The following is a 4577-nucleotide window of genomic DNA, read 5'->3' as shown; positions in this document are numbered from 1 at the left end:
ACATAGGCCGTCGCACGATCCTTGAGGCCACCCATTTTGAGTGCTTGCTGGAGCGCGTCTTCGGTCTCTTCCCATTTCTGGAGGTCAGCATAAGACCGGCCGAGACGTTCGAGCATGGCACCGCCACCACCAGCATCAGCTGCCTGGCGGATGACCGGGATCGCCTTTTCGTGCTCACGAGCAACCTGATAAAGGTTCGCAAGCAATTCGAGGTTTTTGAGAGACTTCGTCACTCGGCCAGCATTCATTTCTTTCTCAAGAATTTGAGCGGCGTGGTAAGGCGCGTTGAAGCGGTTGTAAAAGTTCACAACCCGCATGATCTCGTCTTCCTTTGTCAGCAGGCCCGCCAGATACATGGCCTTCTGCACTTCAAAGGCTTTACGCTCTTCATCGGCCGCAAAATAGTTGCCGGCAATCGCGTCCCAATACTTCCGTTCTGTCGGGTTGCGAACCAGAACTTCTTCCAGAACCGCCGCGAGCTTCGCTTTGTCGTCTACCGCGTTGTAGAGATAGATCAGCAGGTCATAGACTTCCTGCTTGTAGTTATTGCCGTCATCACGCTTGACTTCTTCGGTCCATTTGATGGCCGTGCGGAAATCATCGACGCGCTGGTAGAGGACAGCAAGCTGCCACTTCTGCTGACGGTCTGGCTTGCCGCCAGCCTGTTGCCACTTCTGCATGTATTCGAGCGACTTCTCGACGTTCTCATCCTGCAGGTAGATCTGGGCAATATTGTAATAGGTTTGCGCGGCGTCTTTCGCCGGGATGTAGCCCTTGTCGAGCGCCGACATCAGGTCGCGAATGGCGCCCTGACGATCTCCGCGTTCGATGTTGATATAGGCGGACAGTTTGAGAACTGCGCCTTCCTCGTAGCAATTGAGCTCCATCGCCTTCAGCTGGCCGAGAGCCTGTGCCGCGGCATTGAAGTCCTTGTTCGTCATCGCGGCCTGTTCGGCCTTCAGATAGGTTTCCCCGGTCTTAGATGAAAACTGAGTCTCTTCACAAGCCGCCTGCGCCATAGCGGCGCCGGCACCAAATGCTGCCATCATGCCGGCAAGAACGGCACCTTTCAGGGTAGCTTTAAATCCCATAATTCCTCTCCTGTCCGCAGGGACCGCGGGGTTCAGCTCTTTCAACCGGAATTGACCGGTCGGATCAAGGACTTCCGCGCGCTTTATAAGGCTTTTTATGCTCGCGCGTCGTCCGAGTGTAAATCTGTTACGTTTCGTGCCGAATATGGGTGCAAGCGACACGGTGCGTCAACGATGTACTACAGGGTTTTAATGATTATCACTCCTCATTAAGGCGGAATTCGAGCGGGTAGGTCAGACCGCGCGATTCCTGTGCTTGTCCGTCAATAATTTGTGGGAGGAACTCTGCCCTGGAGACGGACCGACGGGCCTCCGATTCGAAACCTGAGGGCGTGCATTCAGCGGTAACATCAAAGGGCAGACCTCGAGCCGTCAGATTGAAGCGAACGACGCAATCACCTTCCACGTTTCGTTTGGCCATCGCGCTCGGATACGCTGGCAATGGAGGCCGGACGGGCACAGGGGTTCGGTCTCCAACGGGGCTTGCTGTTGTAATGATGGGACCAAGGGACCCGATGGGTGTGCGCGTCGGCACGCCGCCAACATTCACGATGGGCGGCATACCCACGCCTGAAGGTGACATTGTCACTTTCGGTGGAGGGGGAGGTGTTTTGACCTCAATAGGCTCGAATACGAGACGATCTGGTCTCACCGGATCTTCCATCGGGTCCGCGTCGAATACGATCTTGTCCCAAATGCGCTCCGATGGCGTTGCCAGTCTCACTTCGTCCACATGGATCAAATGGTTCATGATTGCGAACAAGCCAATTGTGACAGCAGCGGCAGGAATGGAGGCCATGAGAAACCGACCGGGGTCGGATTGGACTTGAATCCATGAGCGCCATTCTTCGCCGAAGGATAGCGCGGTTCCCGTGCTCGAATTCAAACTGGCTGACATTTCACTTCCTCCATTTTTGTTACTTTATATCATTACTATTCCCAAGCGGCAAGCAAAAGCTTTTTGGAGACACAATCCGGAATCAAAAAAGGGCGCTCCCTGGAGCGCCCTTTTCAAATTTCATCGTCGAACAGGCCTTAGTCGGCCAGTTTGAACTCCAACGGATATACCACATTGCGACGCTCGGCCGCTTTACCGCGAATGATCTTCGGAGCAAATTCAACCTTGCTGACAGCCCGTTCTGCTTCCCGCTTGAAAACACTATCTGTGCAAGTGGCAGAGATGTTGTACGGACGACCGCGTGTATCCACATCGAAGCGAACATCACAGCTGCCTTCCGTGCCACGCTCTGCCGCACGTTGCGGATAAGACGGGGCTGGCGGACGGATTGGCTGGGCATCCCGGTCAGAAATTGCGACCGGGTCGATTGCCAGAGAGTTCATCCGGCCAAGGTTCAGATCCGTCGGCGCAGCACCCTCAATACGGGGCGTTGGCAGATTGATCTGAGACTTGGTTGCCGAAACTTTCGGCGGTGGAGGCGGCTTCTGGGCGGAATCGATCCGCTTCGGCTTCGAGCGCTGACGCACCCGGACATCGGCATCCTGCTGTTGTGGCGTAATCGCCGACAGGACCCGCTGTTCGCTCTGATCAAGTTTCACTTCTTTCACGCTGATGAGATAACTCATCATCATGAAGAGTGCGTACACGATCGGAATAGCGATACCGAGTGCAATCAAGAGGCGAAGAAAAGGATTATTTAGCATGTGAATGTCTCCTATTCTCTCGACGCCGACACGTCGATCACGGTCGAACCATCAAGCTTGTTGATGGTCTCCATCAGATCGACGAGCACTTCAGCTTCTGAAGCTACATCGGCTTGAATGACAATCTTACCACGAGGATTGTCTTCACGCATCTGTTTCAGCGTAAAGGACACCTCATCTGGCGAGACTTCCTTCTTGTCGATGTAGATCTGGCTTTCAGCATTGATCGCAACCAAGATCGCAAGCGGCTTGGCGATTGCCTTGTTGTCCACTTCGGGCCGGACGATATCGACGCCGGGTTCCTTGATGAACTGAGCCGTAACAATGAAGAAGATCAGCAGGATGAAGACCACATCCAGCATTGGAGTGAGGTTTACATCATCCTCAGCTCCTCCACCGCCGGCCATCGATTGACGTTTTCTGCGTGCCATGCGGTGCTCCTCTACTCTGTCTGCGACAGGACAAGGTTCACCCCTGTCGTGTAGCCAGCGTTATAGGCGGCGTCCCGGATAAGGACGATTACCCCGTTTCTCGACTTCGGATGAGCCTGGATCACAACCTGGCTTTCCGGGTTCTCGGCCCGCACGCGCTCAATATTGGCACGAACAGATCCGATGTCAGTGACGCGGCCATTGACCGTGATCAGGTTCGACTCGTCGATATAAATCAGGATAGCCGGAACTTGCGGCTGGTCCTGCTGATCTGGCGAAGGCGGAGGCGGAGGCTCAAGGCCGATCGTCTCTTCCTGGGCAAAAGTCGAGGTCACGATGAAGAAGATCAGCAGGATGAAGACCACGTCCAACATGGGCGTGAGGTCAACATTCGCCTCTTCCGGTGCTCTGTGTGTACGTCCTCGCATCAGCTAATCTCCATCGCATCTTCGACCTGCTGGACCGAGCGGTTAACGCGGCGGTCCATACCGGACGTGAATAGAATGCCTGAGAGCGAGGCGACCATACCTGCCATCGTGGGGATCGTTGCACGAGACACACCGGCCGACATGGCCTTTGCGTCTGCACCGCTGGTGATCGCCATGATGTCGAACACAGCAACCATTCCGGTCACGGTGCCCAGCAGGCCGAGCAGTGGCGCAAGCGCCACCATTGCCTTGGTCAGCTGGACATTCTGTTCCGCTTTCATGCGGACTTCTGATACCAGCTTGTCTTTTACCCAGTGCGCGAGTGTGGATTTCCGGTCGGAGCGCGAACGCCACTCCGCAATCGCATCGGCGGCTACCTGCTTATGTGCGAACCTGAAATAGAACACGCGTTCCAAAATCAGGCCCCACATGAAGAATGTTGCAAGCATAATGACCAGCAACACTGGACCGCCACGATCGAGGAAAGCCTGTAAATCTGCAAAACCCATATCGGGTTACTCCTCGGGTGAACGAGGGGGATGGCTTACGCCATCGCCCCGCGCGTGGATTCCGCTTTCTCGGCGACCAGACCAGCAGCCTGCTCGTCAAGCATCTGCTGGTTGCCGCGTGCCATTGCGGACACAACTGCATGGACCAGAAGAAGCGGGATAGCCGCCACGAGACCGAACACGGTCGTCATAAGGGCAACGGAGATACCACCAGCCATCAGCTTCGGATCGCCGGCACCGTAGATTGTGATCGACGTAAAGGTGATGATCATACCGATAACGGTACCGAGAAGACCGAGCAGAGGTGCAACAGCAGCAAGCACTTTGATGATGTCGTTGAAACGCTCGATGCGTGGGCTCTCGCGCAGGATCTGTTCGTCCAGTTTGAGTTCCAGCGTCTCGATGTCGTTCTGCTTGTTTTGCTCATAAGCTTCGAACACGCGAGCCAGTGGGTTG

7 protein-coding genes are annotated in these 4577 nt (G+C 55.2%); all 7 read right to left on the bottom strand.

Features of this window, described 5'->3' with window-relative positions:
• Positions 1–1091: tetratricopeptide repeat protein (locus B4F73_RS16610; protein ID WP_290479588.1), on the bottom strand; the 1091-nt coding region annotated here is incomplete at its 3' end.
• A 199-nt stretch (positions 1092–1290) separates the two neighbouring features.
• Complete coding sequence (locus B4F73_RS16605; protein ID WP_290483829.1) at positions 1291–1890, bottom strand: TonB family protein; 600 nt, start codon at positions 1888–1890, stop codon at positions 1291–1293.
• A 236-nt stretch (positions 1891–2126) separates the two neighbouring features.
• Positions 2127–2753, bottom strand: a complete 627-nt coding sequence (locus tag B4F73_RS16600; protein ID WP_034815649.1) for an energy transducer TonB — start codon at positions 2751–2753, stop codon at positions 2127–2129.
• An 11-nt stretch (positions 2754–2764) separates the two neighbouring features.
• Positions 2765–3184, bottom strand: a complete 420-nt coding sequence (locus tag B4F73_RS16595) for an ExbD/TolR family protein (RefSeq protein WP_034815652.1) — start codon at positions 3182–3184, stop codon at positions 2765–2767.
• 11 nt (positions 3185–3195) lie between these two features.
• A complete protein-coding gene (locus tag B4F73_RS16590) occupies positions 3196–3612 on the bottom strand; it encodes an ExbD/TolR family protein (RefSeq protein ID WP_034815654.1) in 417 nt (138 codons plus the stop codon).
• Entirely contained in the window at positions 3612–4121 is a 510-nt protein-coding gene (locus B4F73_RS16585) for a MotA/TolQ/ExbB proton channel family protein (RefSeq protein WP_027838575.1), read from the bottom strand. Before B4F73_RS16585 ends, B4F73_RS16590 begins: the two co-directional genes overlap by 1 nt.
• 35 nt (positions 4122–4156) lie before the next feature.
• A partial coding sequence (locus tag B4F73_RS16580) for a MotA/TolQ/ExbB proton channel family protein (protein ID WP_290483828.1) occupies positions 4157–4577 on the bottom strand: 421 nt, incomplete at its 5' end.

Origin of the sequence: Hyphomonas sp. UBA3601, from assembly GCF_002375605.1 — a bacterium.
Taxonomy (GTDB): domain Bacteria; phylum Pseudomonadota; class Alphaproteobacteria; order Caulobacterales; family Hyphomonadaceae; genus Hyphomonas.
This window is presented reverse-complemented; position numbering and strand designations above follow the sequence as displayed.